This is a genomic window from Amycolatopsis sp. lyj-84, assembly GCF_046549075.1.
GTDB lineage: Bacteria > Actinomycetota > Actinomycetes > Mycobacteriales > Pseudonocardiaceae > Amycolatopsis.
Window position 1 is genome coordinate 158,367 of the sequence record NZ_JAJPWO010000006.1, and the last position, 22,126, is coordinate 180,492.

The following is a 22,126-nucleotide window of genomic DNA, read 5'->3' on the forward strand; positions in this document are numbered from 1 at the left end:
GAATCCGACGGTGGGGGATGAGCGATGGAGCTCGACAGGCGGACGGTGTTGCGACTGGCAGGTGCGGTCCCGGTGCTGGCGGCGGTGCCCGCGGCGATCCCGGGGCACGGCGGCGGGGACGAATGGGAACGGCTGCGAGCCCGGCTGACGGGCACGCTCTTCCGGCCCGGTGAGCCGGGGTACGACGAAGCGCGGCTCGGGTTCTTCTCGCTGTACGACCATCGGCTGCCCGCCGGGATCGCGGTCTGCGCGAACGAGGACGATGTCCGGCGCTGTGTCGACTTCGCCGCGCGGCACCACGTGCCGATCGCGGCTCGCTCGGGCGGGCACAGCTACGCCGGTTACTCCATTGTGGACAAAGGGCTCATCGTCGATCTGTCCCGGCTGAACGCGATCGAGATCCGGCCGGGTGGCCGCGCGGCGATCGGAGCCGGCGCGCAGCTCGGCCAGGTGTACGAAGCGTTGGCGGCGGCGGGCCGCGCGTTGCCCGCGGGCAGTTGCCCGTCGGTCGGCATCGCCGGGCTGACCCTCGGCGGCGGGATCGGCGTCTTGGGCCGCAAGTACGGACTGACCTGCGACAGCCTGGAATCCGTGCGGTTCGTCGGCGCGGACGGGAAACTGCGTGTGGTGTCGGAGGGGACCGCGCCGGACCTGCTGTGGGCGTTGCGTGGCGGTGGCGGCGGCAACTTCGGCATCGTCACCTCGTTCACCTTCCGCACGGCGGCGGCCAGGACGCTGACGAACTTCGGACTGACCTTCCCGCCCGCCGTGCTGGCCGACCTGGTCGCGGCCTGGCAGGACTGGCAGCCCGCGATGCCTGACGAACTGTGGTCCGGGATGGGCCTCGGATCGGCGGCCGTCAACTGCGGTGGCTGTTTCGTGGGTCGTGCCACGGAGCTGAACCCGCTCATCGACGACCTCGTCCGCCGCGTCGGCACCGAGCCGCTCACCCGGGATGTGAGCGAACAGAGCCACCTGGCGACCATGCGCGCTTTCGCCGAGGAGACCCATTTCCCGGCCGCGGTGGCGCAGCGAGGGGAGTACGTCTCCACTTCGCGGATGCTGACCCATCGGGTTCCGGATCCCGACGCGCTGGCGTCACTGCTGACCAGCGATCCCGAGCTGTACTCGATCGTCGACGCGTACGGCGGCGCGATCGCGCGGGTGCCGTCGAGCGAGTCTTGCTTCCCGCACCGGTCCGCGCTCGGCAGTATCCAGATCACCCGCGGCCTGGCAGGCGGCGAAGTGCATGCGCGTCAGGTGATCGGCCGGGTCAGGGACGAACTCGGCCGGGAATTCGGCCAGGCCGGGTACGTCAACTACATCGACCCGGAGATGCCGGACTGGGCGAAGGCGTACTACGGCGACAGCCTGCCGCGGCTGCGCCGGGTGGCGCGAAAGTACGACCCGGACGGCCTGTTCGCCTTCGAGCAGGGCCTGGCCCGCTAACTCCCCTTCGCAATTCGTCCTCTGGTTGCGGTAGTTGCACGCGCAAGTACCGCAACCAGAGGACTGATTGCGGGCTAGATCACCCAGTGGACTGCTGAAATCGCCGCGAACTGGCCTGCTTCAGAGGTCCAAAAGCGGCCTACCCTCGGAAGCGTCACCCCTCCTCGTGCGCTTTCCGAAAGGTCCAGCAGTGTCTGACGACTCCACGAACACGGCCACCACCTCGCTCACCGGCACCGCCCGGGTCAAGCGCGGGATGGCGGAGATGCTCAAGGGCGGTGTGATCATGGACGTGGTCACCGCCGAGCAGGCGAAGATCGCCGAAGACGCCGGTGCCGTCGCGGTGATGGCGCTCGAGCGGGTCCCCGCGGACATCCGCGCGCAGGGCGGTGTCGCGCGGATGAGCGACCCGGATCTGATCGACGGCATCATCGAGGCCGTCTCGATCCCCGTGATGGCGAAGGCCCGCATCGGCCACTTCGTCGAGGCTCAGCTGCTGCAGTCGCTCGGCGTCGACTACATCGACGAGTCCGAGGTGCTGACCCCGGCCGACTTCGAGAACCACATCGACAAGTGGGCCTACACCGTGCCCTTCGTCTGTGGTGCGACCAACCTCGGTGAGGCGCTGCGCCGGATCAACGAGGGCGCGGCGATGATCCGCTCCAAGGGCGAGGCCGGCACCGGCGACGTCTCGAACGCGACCACGCACATGCGCAAGATCCGCGCGGAGCTGCGTCGCCTTTCCTCGCTGCCCGAGGACGAGCTTTACGTCGCGGCGAAAGAACTCCAGGCCCCGTACGAACTCGTCAAGGAGGTCGCGGAGAAGGGCAAGCTGCCCGTCGTGCTGTTCACCGCGGGTGGCATCGCGACCCCGGCCGACGCCGCGATGATGATGCAGCTCGGCGCCGAAGGCGTGTTCGTCGGCTCCGGCATCTTCAAGTCCGGCAACCCGGCGCAGCGCGCCGAGGCGATCGTCAAGGCGACCACGTTCTACGACGACCCGGACGTCATCGCGAAGGTTTCGCGCGGTCTCGGCGAGGCGATGGTCGGCATCAACGTCGCGGACTTGCCCGAGCCGCACCGGCTGGCTGAGCGCGGCTGGTAAGCGATTCGGTCGAGCGAGAGGCCCCGTGGACTTCTGTTCACGGGGCCTCTTCGCGTACCGAAGCGCACGGTCGTTTCGATGCCCTTACGGCCTTCGATCAGGGAAGAAGCGGGAGTAAGGGGTCGATCGGCCCCCGGGTGTAGGTGATCACCCGATGCCGGAGGGCACCCCTCAGGACGAATCTGGTCATTACCAAACGAGGTAGTGAGTTCCTGAGGGGAAACGATGATGAACAGCAACGACGTCCTGCTCGCCGAGGTGCTGGCCGAGGTGGACTACCGGACCGAGCGGATGCTGGATGCCGGTCGCAGCGTGTGGGTCGAGCGGGCCCGCCGGGCGGGTAAGCGGATCCGCGGGCACCGCGCCGAGGGCCGGGTTTCGGCCCAGTAGGGAAAGCCGATCAGGGAAGCTCCTTCAGCAGCCGGACGAGTTCGCGGGCGAACCGGTCGATGGTCTTGGCGTCGAACAGGTCGGTGGAGTACTCGAACGTGATTCCCAGGCCGTCGGCGTCTTCGGCGAACACGACGTAGAGCTCGGTTCTGGCGCAGCCGGGAACAGGCAATCCGCGCACGGTGGCCGAAACGCCGGGCAGGTCGAGTTCCCCTGGAGGCGTCGTGACCACGGTGAACAACACGGCGGGATAGCGCTCGACGTCTTGCCCGGACAGCGAGATCGTTTCCCTGAGCGGTAGGTCCTGGTGATCGAGAGAGGCGAACAGTTTCTCCGCGACGAGCGGGATCACGTCGGGCAGCTCCGCGGTTTCGCCGAGCCGGACGCGCAGGGGCACGGCCTCCCCGATCATGCCGACCGTCTGCTCGTGCTCGCGACGGCTCCGGCGGGCGCTGGAGGTGGCGAGCACGAGGTCCCGTTGACCACAGGTCTCCGCGCCCCAAAGCGCGAACACGCTCGCGAGGAGTATGGCCCGAGTGGTGTGGGCGGCAGCGGCGAAGCCGTCGATGTGGCGCAGCTGTTCCGGCGTGAGACGCACGTGGTGCAGATCGCCCTCACCGGAAGGCCGTGCGGGCGGAACGCGGTCATAGGGCAGCCGCCAGCGCAGGTCGGCGTCCGCCAGTTCGGTTCGCCAGTAGTCGACGTCGGCGGAATGATCAGTGCCCGCTTGCCATCGCGCATAGTCGGAGTGCTGGCCCCCGGGCGCAGGCAGGGCGGCGGACGTCGCGTCGATTTCGACGGCGTACAGCCGGGACAGCTCGTGCCACAGGATGTTCAGGGACCAGCCGTCACAGACCAGGTGATGCAGGACGAGCACCAGCACCCACCGGTCACCGGCGATCCGGCCGAGCCGGGCACGCAGCAACGGGCCTTCGGTGAGTTCGAACGGTTCCGCGACGACGCTTCCGCACCACGCGTCGATGCCGGTGCCGAGCTCGTCGAGAGGCAGGTCGAGCGCGAACGGGGCCAGCACTTCGATCATCCGCCCGGCGCCGGACGCCGCGACGCGGCCACGCAAGGCGTCGTGCCGGGCCACCAGCCGGTCGAGCGCGCGGTGCAGTGCCCGCGGGTTCAGGTCGCCGCGCAGGTCGACGCGATGACCGACGTTGTAGACCTGAGGCCGCGGCTTTTCCGCCTGACGTTCCCAAAGCCTGCGCTGTAGCGAGGTCATCGGGACGGTCTGTGCGATCCGGCGGCCCAGTCCGGCCGCCATCGCGCGGATGGTGGGCGCGCGGAAGAACTCCGCGACCGAGACCTCCGCCCGGAACTCCTCGTTGATCCGGTTGACCAGCCTGACCACGGCGAGCGAATGCCCGCCCGCGTTGAAGAAGGACCGGTCGGCCGCCACGGTGTCCAGGCCGAGCTCCGCGCACCACAGCGCGTGCAGACGGAGTTCGAGCTCGGTGGACGGCGGGGCGCTGTCCCGGCTCTCGGCCGGTGGTTCGGGCAGGGCGGACCGGTCGAGCTTTCCCGTGGTGGTCATGGGCAAGCGGTCGAGCGCGACCCAGCGGGTCGGGATGAGGTAGGCGGGCAGGTCGTCCGCGAGGGCTTCGGCGATTCCCGTCCACGGCTCCGGCGCGGCGGTGTCGGCGAGTACGACGTAGCCGACGAGTTCCGCTTCGCCCCGGTGGTCCGGCCGCACGATCACCGCGGCGTCCGCCACCGCGCCGAGGCCGGCCAGCACCCGTTGTGTTTCACCGGGTTCGACCCGGTTGCCGCGGATCTTGGCCTGGTCGTCGAGACGGCCGAGGAACTCGAGCGTGCCGTCGCCACGCCATCGGGCGAGGTCGCCGGTGCGGTACCACCGGTCTCCGGGCCGGAGCACGCCGGAGAGGAAAGCCGCGGCGGTCTCTTCCGGCTTGCCGACGTAACCTTCGGCCAGCCCGGCTCCGCCGAGGTGGATCTCGCCGACGGCGCCGATCGGAACTGCTCGCCCGGCGGGATCGACCAGCCGCAGCCGCACCCCGTCGATCGGGGCGCCGATCGGCGGACGGGGCCCGCGGCGCGGATCCACCAGGTGATCGGTGACGATGATCGACGCCTCGGTCGGACCGTACTGGTTGTGCAGCACGCAGCCGGGATTGTCCGCGAGGAAGCGGCGCAGCGCCGGGGTGAGCACGAGCGGCTCGCCGCAGCACAGGATCAACCGCAGCGACGGCGCGGTGAGGCCGGGTTCGACCAGGTACTTCAGCGGAGTGAACGGCATCAGGATCCGCTCCACCCGGTGACGGCCGATCGCGGTGGCGACGGCGTCACGATCCTTGTGCTGGTCGTCGTCGAGCAGCACGAGCGTCCCACCGGCGGCCAGCGTGGAGAAGATCTCCTGGACGCTGACGTCGAAGCTCGGTGAGGTCCAGTGCAGGGTGCGCATCGGCGGATGCTGATCACGTTGCCACGCGACGACGTTGGCCGGACCGCGGTGCGGGACGAGAACGCCCTTCGGGGTTCCGGTGGACCCGGAGGTGTACATGCAGTACGCAGGCGCCTCCGGTCGCACCTCGGGCAGCTCCGGCGCCTCCGGGCCCGGCAAGATTTCCTCGGCGAGTTGAACCGGAAAGTCGTTCAGCACCGGCTGGGAACCGCGAATGTCCTTTGTGGTCAGTACGAGGACGGCGCCGCTGTCTTCCAGCATGTACCGGCACCGTTGCGGCGGCAGCCGCGGATCCAGTGGCAGGTACGCCGCACCACTCTTCAGTACGCCGTAGAGCGCGGCGATGAGTTCGGGGCCGCGGGGGAGGGACACCGCCACGATCTGCCCGGGTCCGACGCCCTGGCTCGCCAGCCGACGCGCGATCGTCTCGGCGCGCTGGTCCAGTTCCCGGTAGCTGATCTCACCGTCGTCGCTGACCAGCGCCACCTCGCCGGGAGTCTCGGCGACCTGCTGCTCGACCATCGTGTGCAGGCAGCGCGCGGGGCGTTCCGGCGCACCGTTCTGCCACCGCTCCAGCAGCCGCAGGTCTTCTTCGACCGGCGTGGTCAGCTCGGACAGCCGGGCCGACGGATCCGCGGTCGCGCGGCGCAGTACCTGCGCCAGCAGGTCCAGCAACCGGGCGATGGTCGCTTCGTCGAACAGGTCGGTGCTGTACTCGATCAGGCAACGCAGGCCGTCACGGTGTGCCGTCAGATAGCAGGCGAGGTCGAAGGGCACCTCGTCGCGCGCCACGTCCAGCGCGGTGGCCGTCAGCGGCGGCGCGAAAGGCTCGTCCACGGCGTTCTCGAATTCGACCAGGACGTCGAACAGCGGGTTGCGGTTCGCCGCGCGGTCCGGATTCAGCATGCCGACCAGCTCGTCGAACGGGACCGCCCGGTGCTCGTAGGCGCCCGTGGTGCGGTCCCGGACGCGCTGGGTCAGCTCGGTGAAGGACGGATCCCCGGACAGATCGAGCCGTACCGGGACCGTGTCGAGGAACAGCCCGATCGTGTCCCTCGCCGTGTCCGGCCGGGTGCTGACGACCGTGCCGACCGCGAAGTCCTGCTGCCCGCTGTAGCGGCCGAGCACCGAGCCGATCGCGCCGAGCACCGCCATGAACACCGTGCTCCCACACTCGGCCGCGAGGGCGCGGAGCGGCTCGCCGAGGCCGGCCGCCAGCTCTCTGCTCAGACCGGCGCCGCGTCTGGACACCACCGGCGGGCGCGGCCGGTCGGTGGGCAGCACGAGTTCGGGGGTCCCCTTCAGCTCATCGCGCCAGAACTCCGTGTCGGACGCGGGATTCCCGATCTCATCCGCCTCGAGAACCTGTCCGGGCCGCGCGGCAGGCAGGGCAGGCCACGCGCGGTAGTGCGCGGCGAGATCGCGGAGGAACACCGCCGTCGACGCCGAGTCGAACACGATGTGGTGGGCCACCAGGTAGAGCAGATGGCGATCGTCGGCGAGCCGGACCAACGCCGTGGCGACCAGTGGCCCGGCGTCGAGATCGAACCGGATCCGCCCCACCGTGGCCTGGACCTCGGCCAGGGCTTCCGCTTCGGTGCGGCCGGACAGGTCGATCAGCGGACAGTCGACGGTCACCGACGGCCGAACGACCTTCCTCGGCACGCCGTCCCGCTCGCGGAACACCGTGCGCAGGCTGGGATGCGCCGACACCACGCGCGGCACCGACTCCCGCAGCGCCACGTCGTCCAACGGCCCGTCGAGCCGGATCGCCTTGGGCTCGTGATAGGCGCCGGTGCCGGGGAACATCCTTTCCAGGAACCAGATCCGGCGCTGCGCGGCGGACAGCTCGTCCTCCCGTGCCGGCGCGCCCGGCGAATAGCGGCGGCGTAAACCATCGAGCAGCGGCAGGGCGTCGAGCACCTGCTCCCGGGGGACGCCGAAATCCACGAAAGCGGCGATCTCGTCGGCCCCCGCCGCGATCAGCGCGTCCACCACCGGCGCGCACTGATCGGGACCGCCGATCAACGCACGGGACTCGCAGTAGCGTTCGTACGCGCCACCCAGGACGAAATCGACGTCCTCATCGGTCGCGCCGTCCAGGTCGACCTTCATCCCGAGGCTGTTGCCGACCTGGTCGAGCAGGGAAAGCGACGAGCGAAGGTAGTCGCAGAACGGCCGGAAAGCCCGCTGCCGCGCGGTTTCGTGATCCTCACCGAGAAAGGTGTGCACGAGCACCACGACCCGTCCCTGGTCCGGATCGAGTCCGTGTTCCGCGCGGGTGCGGCGGTAGAGCGCGATGTTCTCGGCCAGGGCGGGCACGTCCTGGGTCATCAGATTGGTGACCACGCCGAGATCGGCGGCGGCGGCCCGGCGGTAGCTGTCCGGGTTGCCCACCACGGCCGCGAACAACGGCGGATCCTGCTGGAGAGGCGCGGGATGCAGGCGGACCCGGGTCGCGGTGCCGTCACCCGCGACGGCGTCGATCTCTTCTCCCGACCACAGCCGGCGCACGGTGTCCAGGTGTTCGTACATCAGGTCGCGGTGGCCGCCGAAATTCTCCGGGGCGAGCGTGAAATCCCTGGCGTGCCATCCGCTGGCCACGCACAGGCCGACCCGCCCGGAAGACAGGTTGTCCACAATGGACCATTCCTCGGCCACCCGGATCGGATGGTGCAGCGGGAGCACGACCGACCCGGCGTGCAGCCGGATCCGCTCGGTGTGGACGGCCAGCGCGGAGGCCAGCACCGACGGATTCGGGAACAGCGCGCCGAACGAGTCGAAATGCCGCTCCGGCAACCAGAGCGCGTGGAAGTCGTGCTCATCGGCGAACCGCGCCGCGTCCATGATCAGCCGGTACTTGTCGCTGGAGTCCCGGTCGGGATAGTCGCCGAAGAAGTAGAGGCTGAACGCGCAGCCGTTCCTCGTCGACGTCAGTCCTGGAACCGGCACGGGCACCGGACGGGCCGTGTGGTCGACCGGCTTCGGCACGGACGTCGGCGGCGGTTCGGGGGTCACGGTGTCGGCGGGCGCGCCGCGCACCACGTCGAGCTGGCGGTGCATCAGGTCCGTCACCTGTCGCATCATGTCGTCCGCGAGCTGCAACTGCCGGGCCATCAAGCCGTGGAGTGAGGAGTCCTCGGCAGGGGCGGATGGCGGCTCGTCGTGTTCGCGGACCACCGGCTCGGTCTCCGGGACTGCTCCGCCGCGCTGAACGATCAGTTCGGCCACCTTGGCCGGGGTCTGCGCCTCGGCGAGCAGCTCGCGAACACCGATCCGCACCCCGTAGACGTTCTGCAGTTCGCGGGCCAAGCCCATCAGTGCGAGCGAATCGGCGCCGCCTGCCACGAAAGTGGTGTCGTCGGAGAGCTCGCTCACGCCGAGACGCTCGGCGGCGAGGCGCCGGACTTCGGTGAGGACGGCGTCCGCGGGTGCGGGCCCGGTCGGAGCCGTCGGCTGAGCGAAACGTTTGCGCCGGTAGGGGTATCCCGGCAGCGGGACGCGCCGCCCGCCGGACACGAGCGCGGACCAGTCCAGGTCGGCGCCACGACGGTAAAGCGCCGCGGCGGCGCGCAGCACCGCGTCAGGCTCGTCCTCGGCGGGTGAGACGAGGGACGGGCGCCAGTATCGGTGCGGGAGAGCCGCGCGCCCGATCGAGCCGAGCACCTCGCGCGGTCCGATCTCCAGGTAGGCCCCGCAACCGGTCCGTTCGAGCGCCCGAAGCGAATCGTCGAAGCGCGCTGTCTCACGGATTTGCCGACGCAGGTAGCGCGCGTCCACCGAGGCGCCCGCCGGGATCAGTCCGTCCAGATTGGACGCCAACGGAATCTGCAGCGGGCCGAACCGCGCCGCGGCGGCCGCTTGCTCGAACTCGTCGAGGATGGGATCGAGTAGTGCCGAGTGAAAGGCCCGGTCCGCCGGAAGTCGTTGCCAGGAAAGGCGTTCCCGATCGAGTGCCGCTTCGGCGGCCGCGATCGCCGCTGCCGGCCCGGACAGTACGTGTGACCGGTCGCCATTGACCACCGCGACCTCGGTCCCGGTGACGGCGGCCAGCCGCCGGGCCTGCTCCGACGAGGCGCGGATCGCGATCATGCCGCCCGCCGCGGTCGCGTGCATCAGCCGTCCGCGCAGGCAGGTCAGCCGAAGCCCGTCGGCGACGCTGATCCCGCCCGCCACCGCGAGAGCCGCGTATTCCCCCAAGCTGTGCCCGGCCACGTAGTCCGGCTGGACGCCCCACGATCGCCACAACGCGGCCAGCGCGACCTGGTAACAGAACAGTGCGGGCTGTCCGTCCTCAGTGGATAGAACGACGGCTGGATCCGGGGTGCCGAGCAGTGCGTCGGCCAGCCCTGTCACGCCGAACTCTTCGGCGAAACCCAGACACTCGTCCAGCGCTTCACGGAAGGTGGGGAACGCGTCACAGAGCCGTTTCGCCATCCCGCGATACGTCGACCCCTGCCCGGAGAAGACGAACGCGAGCGTGCCGAAACGTTGCGAGGCAACGGGTTCCGCCGCGATCGAGTCGAGCGCGGCGGCCAGTTCGGCGGTGTCCCGGCCGACCACGGCGTGCCGATGCGTTCGGTGCGGCCTGCCGAGCGCCATGCTCGCCGCCACGTCCCGGGCCCGGAGTTCGGGATGCGCGCGCAGGTGATCCCGCACCGCTCCGGTGAGCGCGGACAGGCCCGTCTCGTCGGTGGCCGACACGGGCATCAGCACCGGTCCCTGTGCTGCCGGTGCGGGGACGGGCACCGGGGCCTGTTCCAGTACCAGGTGGACGTTCGTGCCGCCGACGCCCAGCGCGCTGACCCCGGCCCGCCGGGGTCCTTCGGTGATCCACGGGGTGTTTTCCTTCGCCAGCACGAACGGACTGCCCGCCAGCCGCAGTCCCGGGTTGGGCCGGTCCAGGTTCACCGTCGGCACCAGCTCCCCGTGACGCAGCATCAGCACCGTCTTGACCAATCCGGCGAGGCCCGCGCAGGTGTCCAGGTGGCCGATGCCGGGTTTGACCGAGCCGAGCGCGCAGAATCCCGTGTGCCCGGTTTCGCCGTAGGCCTGGCTGAGCGCCTCGAATTCGACCGGATCGCCCAGCGCGGTGCCGGTCCCGTGCGCCTCGACGTAGGTGACGGACGACGCCGGCACGCGTGCCCGCGCCAATGCCCGTCGGACGACCTCCGCCTGCCCGGACACGCTCGGTGTCGCGAAACCCGCCGTACGGCCGGCGTCGTTGTTCACCGCGGAGCCCAGGATCACCGCGTGCACCGTGTCCCCGTCGGCGATCGCCCGGTCGAGCCGTTTCAGCAGCACCGCGACCACGCCGTTGCCGCCGACCGTGCCGTCCGCGTTCGCGTCGAAGGCCCGGCAGGCACCGGTCGGCGACAGGATCCCGCCTTCGTACGGCCGGTAGCCGGAATCCTGCGGCAGATGGATCGCCGCCGCTCCGGCCAAAGCCAGGTCGGCGTCCCCGGTGAGGAGCGCCTGCCCGGCCAGATGCACCGCGACCAGCCCGGTCGAACACGCCGTCTGCACGCCGATCGCGGGTCCCGACAAGCCCAGCCGGTACGCCACCCGACTGGCCAGGAAGTCGGGTTCCGACCCCATCGCGGCCTGCATCGCGGCCAACTCGTCCGCGGCGGGCGGGCGCCCGTTCTCCCGTGCGCGCCGCTGGTGGCCGTAAAGCTGCATGCCCGCTCCGGCGAACACGCCGATCCTGGTGCCCGCACCGGTCGCCGCGTACCCGCCGAGTTCGAGCGCCTCGTGGCAGCACTCCAGGAACAAGCGGTGCGCCGGGTCGGTCAGGGCCGCCTCGTGCGGGCTCATCCCGAAGAACTCCGCGTCGAACGAGTCCACGTCGTCGAGCACGCCCCCGACCGGAACCACCCCCGGCTCCACCGGGTGGGCGAAGGTCCGCACACTGCACACACCGTCGCGCAGGTTGGCCCAGAACGAGGCGAGGTCCGGCGCACCGGGCAACCGCGCCGCGATGCCGATGATCGCGATCCGGTCTTCGGACGCCGGGGTCTCCGGTGCGGCGGGGCGCGGCCGCCGGGCGGCGCCTGCCAGGCTGCCGGCGAGGGCGGCGGGGGTCGGGTACTCGAACACCGCGGTCGGCGACACCTCACGGCGCAGTCGCCCGCTGAGGGTCGAGGCCAACTTGACCACGGACACCGAGGTCAGGCCCGCCTCATAGAACGGTGTCGCCGGATCGACGTCGTGGCCGAGTATCTCCCGGACAGCCGACAAGACCGTGGACTCGACGTCGGCGGGCGCGGTGCCCGCCTGCCCGAGTTCCCCGGCGGTCAGCCGTCGTCGCAGCTCGGCCCGCTGAACCTTGCCGCCGCCCGTCCGCGGAAAGGATGCGGGCGCGACCGGGACGACCCGGGTCACCGTCAGCCGCAACCGGGTGAACACCGCCTGGCGCACCGCCGTCGCGACCGCGTCGAACTCGGCCGCGGGTGCCGTGCTGGCCAGCAGGACGATCAAATCCTCCGTACCGGTTTCCGCGTTGGGAACGCCCACCGCGGCCACCTCACCCGCGCGGGCACCGCCCGCCGCGCAGACGACTTCCTCGATCTCGTGGCAGAAATGGTTCTGTCCATTGAGGATGATCAGATCCTTGGCGCGCCCGGTGATCACCACCTGCCCGTGCGCCAGAAAGGCGAGATCGCCTGTGTCCAGCCAGCCCGGCTCGGGGAACGCGGCGCGATTCGCCGCTTCGTCGTGCAGGTAGCCGGGCGTGACGCGCGCCGAGCGCAGCTGCAGCCTGCCGATCTCACGCTCGCGCAGCAGCTCGCCCCGGTCGTCCACCACCCGCACACTCGCCCCCGGCGCGGGCGGCCCGACCGCCACGAAAGTGCTGTACTCGTGCTCTTCCGCGGATTCGGGGGCGTGGCGTAGTTCGCCGCCGAGGCTGGACTTCAGGACACGGTGCACGCTTTCCGGCGTACCGAGCCTTCCGAAGGTGATCGCGGTGACCGTCTCCGTCATGCCCCACACCGGCATGATGGTGGTCTCCTCGATGCCGAACGGGGCGGTGCGTTCGAGAAAACGCGCCAGCACCGGTAGCTGGATTTGTTCCCCGCCACAGAGCAGCGTCCGGACCGCGGACAGGTCCAGGTCGCGGGTGTTCTCGGACAACGCCGAGGCAACCTGGGCGAAGCCGAACATCGGCGCCCAGCTGTGCGCGACCCGGTACTCCGCGAGCAGATCCATCCAGGTGCCCGGCCGGGCGAGGACCAGTTCGGTCGGGACGTGCACGTTGGTCACCCCGGCGAACACTTCGAGCACGTGGTAGATCAGCAAAGCGCCACTGTGGTCGATCGGAAGCCAGTTCAGTGTGGTGTCACCGGCCCGCAGGCCGAGCGATCTGCGGGCTCCTGCCGCGAATTCCAGCAGGCCGCGATGCGTCAGGGGGATTCCCTTCGCCGCGCCGGTGCTCCCGGAAGACAGCATCACGAGCGCCGGATCGGCCAGGCTTGGCCGGTGCACGTCGAGTTCGGGCAGCGCGCTCATCGGCTCCGTCGGGACCCGCGCGGTCCGCAAGCCGGGCAAGCCGGGGTCCGCGTCCGCGACGAGCACGAGGGGATCGTGCAGCAGGTTCGCCACGTGCCGGACCCGTCGCCGTAACGCGTCGTCCCCTGTCGCGCCCGCGATCGGCACCGGCAGCGCACCACCGAGTACGCATCCCCAGAAGAGGGGGAAGAACTCGGCGAGCGGCAGTCCGGAAAGCACGACCGGGTCGCCGGGGCCGACTCCGAGATCCCGCAGCCGTGCCTGGACCGCGCTCGCCCTGGCCAAGAGTTCCGGATAGGGACAGCGATCCGGCCTGCCCGCCGAATCCAGGGTCACCACCGCGTGGCCGGGTGCGCCGGCCGCGGCGTTCCGCAACGCCTGCGCGAGATCCACCCGCTCGCCGTCACCCAGGTCGAGTGGTTCTCCGTGAACCAGCGCTTCCCCCATTACGACCCCTTCTTCGATACCTGACGGCCTCGTACGCGCAGCAAGACGATTCCCGCCACGAGAACCGGAAGACAGTGGTAGGCCGCGACCACGACCGGCGGAGACGCCACCTCGAGCACCAGCCCGCAGGTGGCCATCCCGGCGGCGAAACCCGCCGTCTCCGCGGTGGCCGACAGGCCGAACAACCGGGCACGCTCCGCCTCCGGCGCGGCCTGCAGCCTGCTGAGATACGCGACCTCGGTGAGCCCGTCGGCGAGGCCGGCGACGAACAGCACCGCCACCAGCACCGGAACCGGCAGCCCGGTGAACGCGACCACGAAGGCCACGGACATGAGCACGGTCCCCGCCGCGAACACCCGCTCGTCGAGCCGGACCCCGCCTCCGCGATCCATCCTGCGCACCACCCACTGCACCGCGATGCTGCCGATGGCCCACGCGGTCCAGAACCAGCTCATGAACGCGTACGGCGCGCCCGGCCACTCCGTACCCGCGTGGATCGGGAGCGCCACGTTGTGCGACGCCGACCCGAAGGCGTCCGAGCCACGGATCAGCACCAGGGCGAGGACGGCCAGCGGCAGTCCCGCCAGTGCCGGCGACCTCGGACCGGTGGACGGCACACTGCTTTCGTCCCGGCCGGATACGTTGGTACGCAAGGGAAGAATCCACAACACCGCCGCGGACACCAAGAACGACGCGGCGTTGACCAAGAACGCGGCCTCGAACCCGCCTGCCAGGACCACGACGGGTGCCGACGCATAGCCCAGCACCGTTCCCAGTGACCGCCCCGCGACCAGCCGACCGTTCGCCCGGACCCGGTGCTCCTGACCCACCATCGCGGGCACGCTCGTCCGCAGCGACACCGAGAAGACCGTGTTGCCGACACCGAGCACGGCGGCGGCCACCATCAGCCCGCCGAGCCCCGCCGCCCGCCCGGCGATGCCGAGCACGATCATCGCCGTCGCCTGTGCGAGATCCGCGCAGACCATCAGCCGCCGTCGATCGAAGCGCGCGGCCAGCTTCCCGGCCAGCACTCCGGACAGGAGGCCGGAACCGACGCGGACGGCCATCACCGCCCCGAGGCCGACCGGCCCGCCGGTCACCTCCAGGGTGAACAGGCTCAGCGCGATCAGGTTGAGAAAGGTCCCGAACGACGACACCGAGTACGCCACGAGGAACGCCCAGAACGCGGCGCTCCCTGCGTCGGCCGTCCTGGTACGAAAGACGAGCATCGAAACCTCTGATCGTTTGCCCGAACCGGTCCGGCGCGGCCTTGTCCTCCGGCGGAATTCACCGGGGAACAGCGAGGTCAGCCCGTTTCGGCCGCGAGGGAAGAAAAGCCGGCCGGAAAATGCGGACGCGGCGGGCCCGTTCCGGGCCTGAGGTCACGGTGTCCCGGCGGATCGCCGGGCGCGGAATGGAATTTCACGGTTCGGGTCGAATCCGGTTTTCAGCATGTCAAGCCCCCAAAGCCGACTCACCCGCCCAGCGGCGGGTGATTGCCAATAACGCTGCCTTTTCATGAGTACCATCGCACGTCGGCCCGGGCAAGGATTCGTCCCTGATGCGCAATATGAGCCGATGGCATCTCGGGCCCGTCATCGAAATCGGCATTCCGATCGCCGCCCGCGCGGTCGGACATTTTCCGACAGAGCCGGAGCCCTTCAGTCCAGTTGGCGGTCTTCGCGCGTCTTCTTGGTGAGTGACCTGCCGACGTAGATCAGCCCGCCGGTCAGGACCACGATGTCGTCGAAGTAGACCGGGTCGGGCAACAGGTCGAACGGGAACACCGTGTAGGCCAGGGAAAGCCAGTAGGCGACCTTGGTCGGTACCGGCGTGTCCGGCTGATGCACCTGACGGTGTTTCCGGACCAGCTTGACCAAGAGGAACAGCGCGACCAGGACGAAGACGATGATCAGCACGACGGCCACGACACCGAGCGTCGTCCACAGAGACTCCACGCGACCCTCTCTCACCACGACGACAACCGAGCACGGCACCACCACGGTAGTGCACCGGCTCACCCGGCCGCCGGCTCACCGGGATTGGCGAGTTCATAGCGCGAGGTGGCGCCGGTTTTCCGCATGGAGTGGGCGATGTGTTGTTCGACCGTGCGAATCGACAGGCCCAGCCGGGTGGCGATCTGGGCGTTGGTGCGGCCGGCGCAGGCGAGCTGGGCGACCTCGGTCTCGCGCGGGGAGAGCGTGGAGCCGTAGCTCGGCCGCCCGCGGCGCCGGGGCTTGCGGGTGTCGAGTGTCTCCTGGGTGCGGCGCTCGGACACCGTGGCTCCCAGGGAACCGAAGATCCCGACGGCGACGGAGAGGTCATCGGTGTCCTGCCGCAGTTCGGTGTGGAGGTATCGGTCACGCCACACGTGTGTCGTCGCGATCCAGTACGGGCGGCCCACGTCGGTGAAGGAGTCCAGTGCGGTGTCGTAGCGGTTCAGCACGTCGTCGGGCGCACCGTGTCCCAGGTCGAGGTCTATCGCTTTGCCGAGGGCGAGGCTGGCCATCGCCGCGGGCGCGTCCTTGCCTTCGAGCCCGGTCTCCATGGCCGAGAGCAGGTCCGGGATCTGGTCGCGGTGTCCGGCGTTGTGCAGCAGTTCGACGGCGATGGGCGCGATTTCACTGGCCCATACCCAGATGCCGGTGTCGTGGATGACCCGCAACGCGGCGTCGAGTTCTCGTAGCGCCGCGGTTTTGGCTCCGCGGTGGTAGTGGTGACGGGCGAGCAGTGCCGCGGCGGTGGCGCCGACCGGCGGTGCGGCCGCCGCGCGGGGCCGGGCCGCGCTCACCTCCGAGAGCAGGGCGACCGCGGCCTGGTGGTCGCCGTGTTCCAGGGCGAGCGCTCCGGCGACGAGGCGGCATTCGGAGGCGACGAGGGGAAGCGAGTCGTACCGGTCGACGAGTGCTTCGGCGGTGATCCGGAGATCCCGCCAGTCGCCTCGTAACCAGTTCAGCAGCGCCGCCGCGACACGGAGTTGTTCGGACAGGTAGTCGGCCCCGAGCTGATGGGACCACGTGCGGCCGCGGGCGAGATAGCGCTTCGCGGCGGCGTAGTGGCCGAGCCAGCTGGTGCAGTCGGTGAGATTCAGGCAGCCGCGCATCCGCTGCCGGGCGAGGTGCGGGTCGTCGGTGTCGCCGGTGACGACTTCGGCGGCCTCCCACGCTTCGGGCGCGCCGATGGTCATCAGCGTGGTCAACCTGTTCACCTGGATGGTCGCGGCGGTCAGCGGATCGGGCAGGCAGGCCTGGCCGAGCCCGCCGTCGAGCCGCTCGAGCCAGCCGAGGTGCGTGTCGATGTGCCGGTGGCCGGTGTAGGGAATCGCGAGTGAGGACATCACTTTCAGCGCGAGGGACGGATCGCTGTCCTTGAGCTCGTCGGCGGCCTTCTCCAGCTCCCGGTAACCGTCCTCGTGTTCTCCGGTCTGGCTGAGCAGGAGAATTCCCAGGTTGTTGCGTAACTCGCCCCGGGTGGCCGCTGGTAGGGGGACCTCGGAGAGGATCTCGCGGACCGTGGAGACGATCTGGTCGCAGTCGAGACCGTCGAAGGCCGCGCGGCTCAGGGTGGTCGCGAGATGGACGCGGTCGGGGTCGCTGAGGTCGGCATGACGAAGCAGCGCCCGGAGCAACCGGACGGCGGTGCTCCAGTCGCCTTCGCTCAGCGCGATGTCGGCGTGATGACGGCTGTACTCGAGCCAGTGGCCGGTGTCGCCCGCTTGGCGGAGGTGATGAGCGGTGAAGACCGGGTCGTGCGGCCGTAGTGACGCGGCCGCACGGTGAAGTCCGCGTCGCAGGACGGGAGACGTCGACTCGTGGACGGCGCGCCGGGCCAGTTCGCGGTGCCAGCCGTACCGGTTCGGCCGTGTTTCCCGCAGGATCCCGATCTCGATCGCCTCCGGGAGTGCGACGCTGATCGCGCCTCGCCCCAGACCGGACAGCGTGCGCAACTCGTCCTCGGTGGCTCCCTCCGCGCAAAGGGCGGCGGCGCAGAGCACGGCTCGCACGTCTTTGCCGCACAACCGCAGTCGCTCGGCGTGGACGTCGAATACCGCCCTGGGCAGGCGTCCGCTCTTCTCTCGTACGAGAGCGCTGATCGCGTACGGCAGCCCTTCGGCCGAGGGCAGTGAACGGCTCAGCGAAGGGGAAAGCGGGCTTCGACCGGAAAGGGTTTCGGCCAGTTCGGTGGCTCGTGACTCGTCGAGCGGTCCGAGTGAAAGCGTTTCGACGGGAAAACCCGGACCGGCCAAGTGGGTCAGCCGAGGGGAATCGCCGTGAGGCCGATAGGTGAGCACCATCGACAACGCCGATGATCGCCGTGTGCACAGATAGCGCAGAAAAGCGCGGGTGGCGGAATCGCTCCACTGAAGGTCGTCGAGCAGCAATATCGTCGGCACCTTCGATGAGAAGAGTGCGCGCAAAGCGCGGAAACAGCGGGCGAGATCGGCTCGGGGATCGGGTAGGGGCGGAAGAGCGGCAGGCAGCCGATCGGCGAGTTCGGGCAGCCGCGGAGCCAGCGCGCCCAGAACGGCATCGCCTTGGCGGGGAACAAGTCTCGGGTCGCTGAGCGCGGCCTCCAGCAGCGGCTCGAGGTCGCCGGAAAAGGGCGCGCACCGTCCTGAGAGGACGAGCCGGGATTCCGCTGTGTACCGCGCGCGCAGCCGCTCCTGCAGACGGGTCTTGCCGACTCCCAGTTCCCCTTCCACCAGCACGACCGCGGACGCGCGAGCGACCAGGCCGGCGATCGCCTCCTCCGCCCGTCCCGAGTCCATCCCGACACCGTAAGCACGGGCAAGAGGGTGGGCAACCACAGAAAGTCTGCCGATCCGGCTGCCGTTTTAGTGCGTGGAACGAGACCTTTTCCTGCGTGCCGCCACGGATTGAAGTCCCCGCCCGCACTGCGGATCGTCAGGTGCCGAGATGAACGGACGTTTCATCGAGGAGGTTCCCCACCATGATCCGAAGTTCCCGGACGAGAATCGCGGCCACGATCGCGCTCGCCGTCGCGGTCACCGCCGTGTCCACCCAAGGGTCGTCCGCGGCATCGCTGACCGCCTCCGCGGCGAACGAGAGCGTGCGTGCTTACCTGGTGCTGACCACTCCCGGCGGCATCGACGCCGTCACCAAGGCGGTCACCGACAACGGCGGGCAGGTCCGGGCGGGCTACGCGCCGATCGGCGTCGTCCTCGCGCATTCGGGTGCCGACGACTTCGCCGCGAAGATGCGGAAGGTCTCCGGCGTCCAGAAAGTCGGTGACACCCGCGCCGGTTACGACGTGCCCGTCGAAGGCACCCGCCCGGCGGCCGCGGACCGGAACTCGGCCGCGCGCCGCTTCCTCGAACCCCAGCTGGGCAAGTCGATCGCCGCTCCCGCCGAGCCCGTCGACTGGAACATGCAGCAGATGGGCGCGGACAAGGCCTGGGCGATCAACCCGGGCAGCCGGAACGTCACCGTCGGCATCCTCGACACCGGCGTGCAGGGCACCCACGAGGACCTGCGGGACAACTTCGACGCCGCGAACTCGGTGTCCTGCCTCTACGGCAGGCCCGACACCAAACCCGGCGCGTGGGAACCCGATCCCGGTGCGCCCGCCGCCGGGCACGGTACCTCCGTCGCCGGAATCGTCGCGGCCGCGAAGAACGGCAAGGGCGTCGTCGGTGTCGCCCCGAACGTGCGGATCGCGGCGGTCAAGGTGATGGAACCGTCGGGGAACATGTTCCCGGAGAACGTGGTCTGCGGCCTGATGTGGTCGGCCGACCACGGTTTCGAGGTCACCAACAACAGCTACTACGTCGACCCGATCATGTTCAACAACCCCGGTGACCCCGACCAGGCCGCGGTGATCGAAGGCGTCCAGCGCGCCGTCGACTACGCCCGGGGCAAGGGCTCGGTCACCGTCGCGGCGGCGGGGAACTACTCGACCAACCTCGACAACGAGCCCGGCCTGTTCCTGCCCGGCGATCTGCCGAACGCCGTTTCGGTCACCGCCGACACGATCGACAAGAAGCTGGCGTACTACTCCAACTACGGCGTCGACACGGTCGAACTGACCGCTCCCGGCGGCGAAGGCTCCGCGATGGTCAACACCACCGCGCTGGGCGGCGGCTACACCACGTTCAACGGGACGTCCGCGTCTTCGCCGCACGCCGCCGGTGTCGTGGCCCTGCTGGCCTCGGCACATCCCCAAGCCACCCCCGACCAGCTGCGCACGATGCTGCTGACCCAGGCGATCGACACCCCCTGTCCGTCCGGCGATTCCCGCTGCACCGGCACCCCGGCGAAGAACTCGCACTTCGGTGAAGGCATCGCGAACGCCCTCGCCGCGGTGTCCGGCGGCACCAACCCCGAGCCGGAACCCGAGACTCCCGTCTACTCCACGGACTTCGAAACCGCGGGAGGCTGGAGCGTCAATCCCGCCGGCTCCGACACGGCGACCGCAGGCCGGTTCGAGGTGGCCGACCCCGCCGCGACGAACTTCAACTCGTTGACCATGCAGCGCGGTGACACCACCAGCGGCACACGCGCCCTCGTCACCGGCGCCGCGGCAGGCGCGGCGGTGGGGGACAACGACCTCGACGGCGGCGTCACCAGCGCGCTGTCCGCTCCGATCCAGTTGCCCGCCAACGGAAAGCTGTCCGTCTCCCTGTCGTGGTACCTCGGCTACCTGGCGAACTCAGCGGGCGCTGACTACCTCCGCGTCTGTGCCGTCACTGCTGAAGGCACGACCGTCCTGCTCGACAAGAAGACCGGTTCCGCCGACACCGCCGCGCAGTGGTCCACCGCGACCGCCGACCTGACCGCGCTGGCGGGCAAGACGATCCGGATTTCGGTCGAGGCCGCCGACGCCGCGGGCGGAAGCCTGGTCGAAGCGGGCGTGGACGACATCCGCATCACCCGCCGCTGACCGAGACCAGCGGGGTCCTCTCATCCCCGGGGACCCCGCTCCTTCCGCCCGCTCCCAGGAGACAACCATGCGCACACCCGCTCTCGCCGCGCTCCTCAGCGCAGCCACCCTCGCCCTGACCGCGCTACCGGCCGGGGCCGTGCTCCCCGCGCCACCGCCTGGTTCCCCGCCCGCCACGATGCTCGACGCGCTGTCCCGCGACCTCGGGATCAGCCATGACGCGGCCGCCTCGCGTCTTCTCGCGCAGGACGCGGCCGAAGAGATCAACCGCACCCTGCCCGCGTGGATCCGCGAACAGAGCCCCGGCTCGTGGCTCGACGAAGCGACCGGAAGGCTCCTGGTCGCCGTCACCGATGATCAGGCCGCGGCCCGGATCGCGGCGTCGGGCGCCACACCGGTGAAGGTCACCCGAGACCGCGCGGAACTCAAGCGGCTCAGCGCGGAAGTCGCCCGTCTCGCCGCCGGGGGAGTGCCGGGCCTGACCGGCTGGGGCATCGATCCGGTCACGGACACCGTCACCGTGCGGATCACCGCCGCCGCACGCGACCGGAGCAGCGAAAAGTTCGGCAAGGACGTCGCCGGGCTCGGCGACGGGGTGCGCATCACCTACGTGGCCGAACGCCCACGACCGCAAGGCGGCGACGTGCGGCCCGGCGGCCGGTGGCTTCCCGGCGGCGAAGCCAACTGCTCGATCGGATTCCCGGCCACCGACAGCGGAGGCGGCAGGCATTTCCTGACCGCCGGGCACTGCACCAACGACGTGGATCAGCCGGCCTGGGGCAATGACGGGCAACAGAACAGGATCGGCACGTCCAACGTCGGCGGCACACACAGCGTCTTCGGCCGCGAAGGAGACATGGGACTCGTCGGCGTCACCGAGTCGTCATGGCGGCTCTCGTCCTCGGTGAACACCTACGGCGGCCCCGCGGTCGATGTCACCGGCGCCACCGAACCCTTGGTCAACCAGGCCGTGTGCCACGCCGGTGTGACCGCCGGGTGGCAATGCGGCAAGGTGACCGCGGTCGACCAGACGGTCGTCTACACCGTGGCGACCCTTGAAGGAATCACCCACACCACCGCCTGCTCGCTCCCTGGTGACTCCGGAGGGGCCTGGCTCGCCGGGACCAGGGCTGTCGGGCTTCACTCCGGCGGCTACTCCTCCTGCTCGCCGGGAGGCGCCCGCGACCAATCCCTGTTCCAGCCGGTCGGCGAGGCACTCGGCAAATGGGGACTGACCCTGCACACCGCGGGCGGATCCGGGGACGGCCAAGCGCCCACGGCCCCGGCGTCCCTCCGCGCGAGTGGCATCACTTCGAGCACGGCGACCCTCGAATGGAACGCCTCCACGGACAACGTGGGCGTGGCCGGATACCGGATCTACAACGGCACCGCACTCGCCGGGACCAGCACGACCACCAAGGCCACCGTCGGCGACCTCGCCCCCGCGTCGAGCTACACCTTCACCGTCAAAGCCGTCGACGCCGCCGGGAACCTCTCGACGGCGAGCGCGCCGGTCACCGTGAAAACCAGCGCCGACGACACCGGCCGCACCTTCAGCGCCACCGCCAACGCTCCGATCCGCGATTTCCAGACCACGGCCAGCAAGGTGACTTCCACCGCCTCGGGAACGACCCGCGATCCGGTCACCGTGAGCATCAACGCGAGTCACAGCTGCATCGAAGATCTCGACATCACCCTCACCGGCCCCTCCGGCCAGAACCACGTGCTTCACCGCTACGGCGGCTACACGTGCCATCCCCTGACCGGCACCACCACCTATCGCGTCCAAACCACCGAACGAGCGGCCGGGACCTGGACGCTGTCCGTCCGTGACGGCGGCCCCGGCGACACCGGCACGCTCGAACGATGGTCTCTCGCACTCTGACCGACGGCGC

General features: G+C 70.0%; 9 protein-coding genes. 5 read left to right on the top strand and 4 right to left on the bottom strand.

Annotated features, from left to right (window positions below; genetic code table 11):
- Positions 1-24: 24 nt before the first annotated feature.
- The 3 genes from ACLJRM_RS20320 to ACLJRM_RS20330 all read left to right on the top strand — a co-directional run bounded on the left by ACLJRM_RS20320 (position 25) and on the right by ACLJRM_RS20330 (position 2,944).
- Entirely contained in the window at positions 25-1,449 is a 1,425-nt protein-coding gene (locus ACLJRM_RS20320) for an FAD-binding oxidoreductase (protein WP_410663962.1), read from the top strand.
- A gap of 190 nt (positions 1,450-1,639) precedes the next feature.
- Positions 1,640-2,554: a pyridoxal 5'-phosphate synthase lyase subunit PdxS gene (gene pdxS / locus ACLJRM_RS20325; protein ID WP_101607340.1), complete on the top strand. Its 915-nt coding sequence runs from the start codon at positions 1,640-1,642 to the stop codon at positions 2,552-2,554.
- Between the two features lie 225 nt (positions 2,555-2,779).
- Positions 2,780-2,944, top strand: coding sequence for a hypothetical protein (locus ACLJRM_RS20330; protein ID WP_158255806.1), 165 nt, complete (start codon positions 2,780-2,782; stop codon positions 2,942-2,944).
- Between the two features lie 10 nt (positions 2,945-2,954).
- On the opposite strand, the gene ACLJRM_RS20335 is transcribed toward ACLJRM_RS20330, so the two are convergent.
- From ACLJRM_RS20335 to ACLJRM_RS20350, 4 genes are all read right to left on the bottom strand, one after another.
- Entirely contained in the window at positions 2,955-13,331 is a 10,377-nt protein-coding gene (locus tag ACLJRM_RS20335; protein ID WP_410663963.1) for an amino acid adenylation domain-containing protein, read from the bottom strand.
- Positions 13,331-14,560: an MFS transporter gene (locus ACLJRM_RS20340; RefSeq protein ID WP_410663964.1), complete on the bottom strand. Its 1,230-nt coding sequence runs from the start codon at positions 14,558-14,560 to the stop codon at positions 13,331-13,333. Before ACLJRM_RS20340 ends, ACLJRM_RS20335 begins: the two co-directional genes overlap by 1 nt.
- A gap of 432 nt (positions 14,561-14,992) precedes the next feature.
- Positions 14,993-15,289, bottom strand: a complete 297-nt coding sequence (locus tag ACLJRM_RS20345; RefSeq protein ID WP_101607346.1) for a YkvA family protein — start codon at positions 15,287-15,289, stop codon at positions 14,993-14,995.
- A gap of 59 nt (positions 15,290-15,348) precedes the next feature.
- On the bottom strand, positions 15,349-18,099 hold the full coding sequence (locus tag ACLJRM_RS20350) for an AAA family ATPase (protein WP_410663965.1): 2,751 nt from the start codon (positions 18,097-18,099) through the stop codon (positions 15,349-15,351).
- Positions 18,100-18,281: 182 nt separating this feature from the next.
- On the opposite strand from ACLJRM_RS20350, the gene ACLJRM_RS20355 reads away from it, so the two are divergent.
- Together ACLJRM_RS20355 and ACLJRM_RS20360 are read left to right on the top strand one after the other, a co-directional pair.
- A complete protein-coding gene (locus tag ACLJRM_RS20355) occupies positions 18,282-20,231 on the top strand; it encodes a S8 family serine peptidase (RefSeq protein ID WP_410663966.1) in 1,950 nt (649 codons plus the stop codon).
- 67 nt (positions 20,232-20,298) lie between these two features.
- Positions 20,299-22,116, top strand: coding sequence for a proprotein convertase P-domain-containing protein (locus ACLJRM_RS20360; RefSeq protein ID WP_410663967.1), 1,818 nt, complete (start codon positions 20,299-20,301; stop codon positions 22,114-22,116).
- The last annotated feature ends 10 nt before the right edge of the window (positions 22,117-22,126 follow it).